The 1,326-nt window shown below is 62.2% G+C and carries 1 protein-coding gene; it reads right to left on the reverse strand.

The window, feature by feature from the left end:
- Nucleotides 1–1,326 (reverse strand): amino acid adenylation domain-containing protein (locus EZI54_RS23695; protein WP_131484309.1); only part of this gene is annotated, 1,326 nt, incomplete at both ends.

Below are 1,326 nucleotides of genomic sequence, written 5' to 3' on the forward strand. Positions count from 1 at the left end.
GCGGTGCCTCGTAGACGGCCCGCACATAGGCGTCGTCTTCCGGCGCCGGCAAGGCCTGGCGGTCCAGCTTGCCGTTCGGCGTCAGCGGTAACTGCTCCAGCGCCACGAATGCCGCCGGTACCATGTACTCCGGCAAAGCCTCCTGCAGGTGCGCCCGCAGCGACTCCGCATCGGCCGGCCCCGTGTAATACGCCACCAACCGCGGATCGCCGGACGCGTCCTCACGTGTCAGCACTACCGCCTCGCGGACCGCGTCATGTTCCAACAGACAGGCTTCGATTTCGCCGAGCTCAACCCGAAAACCCCGGATCTTCACCTGGTGATCCAGGCGCCCGAGATACTCGATATTGCCGTCGGGCAGGTAACGGGCAAGATCGCCGCTTTGGTAAAGGCGACTGCCAGGGGGGCCGAATGGATTGGGAATGAACTTCTCGGCGGTCAAGCCTGGCCGATTCAGATAACCGTGCCCCACCCCTTCACCGCCGATGTGCAGCTCACCCGCCACGCCGGCTGGCAAGGGGTTCAGGTACTCATCCAGAATGTACGTCTGTACGTTGGCGATGGGTCGGCCGATAACCGGTCTTGGCAGGTCAGGTTCGATCCGGCAGGCGATGGCATCCACCGTGCATTCGGTGGGGCCGTAGGTGTTGAAGAATACCGTGTTGGGGATACGGTGCAGGCGCTGCCATAGCTGGGCATCGATGGCATCGCCGCCGAACAAAACGAATCGGGGTAAGTGCGCCGTCTCGCCGGATTCGATCAGGTATTTGAGTTGGGCTGGCGTGCATTCGAAAGCGTCGAGCCGGGTGTCCTTGAAGAACTGCACCAAGCCCTGGGGGCTGAAACGCACATCTTCGGGCGTGATGTAAAGCGTATGGCCATCCAGTAATAGAATTAACTCCGCTACCGACGCGTCGAAGGTGAAAGGATAGTTGAAGCTCGCCCGCATTCGGTCCACACCCAAGGGACGGTAGATCCCCTGAATGCGCGCCGTGGCCAAATTATTCACTGATCGGTGACAGATCAAAGTGCCCTTGGGCCGGCCGGTCGAGCCGGAGGTGTAGATCACGTAGGCCAGGTGCGCAGGCGTCAGGTTGCCTCGTTCGAGATTACTCTCGGAGCAGGACATCCAGGGCGCCGTATCATTGAGCGCGATCACCGGCCTATTCCCAGTTACCAGCTCCGGTACATCGCCGTGGACCAACACCGCCACCGGGGCACTGTCCTCCAGCATGTACGCCAGTCGCTCGGCCGGATAAGCCGGGTCCAGCGGCACATAGGCCCCGCCCGCCTTCAACACGCCCAGCAGGCCCACCACCATCGCCA

Origin of the sequence: Marinobacter halodurans, assembly GCF_004327985.1 — a bacterium.
In the GTDB taxonomy this organism is placed as follows: Bacteria; Pseudomonadota; Gammaproteobacteria; order Pseudomonadales; family Oleiphilaceae; genus Marinobacter_A; species Marinobacter_A halodurans.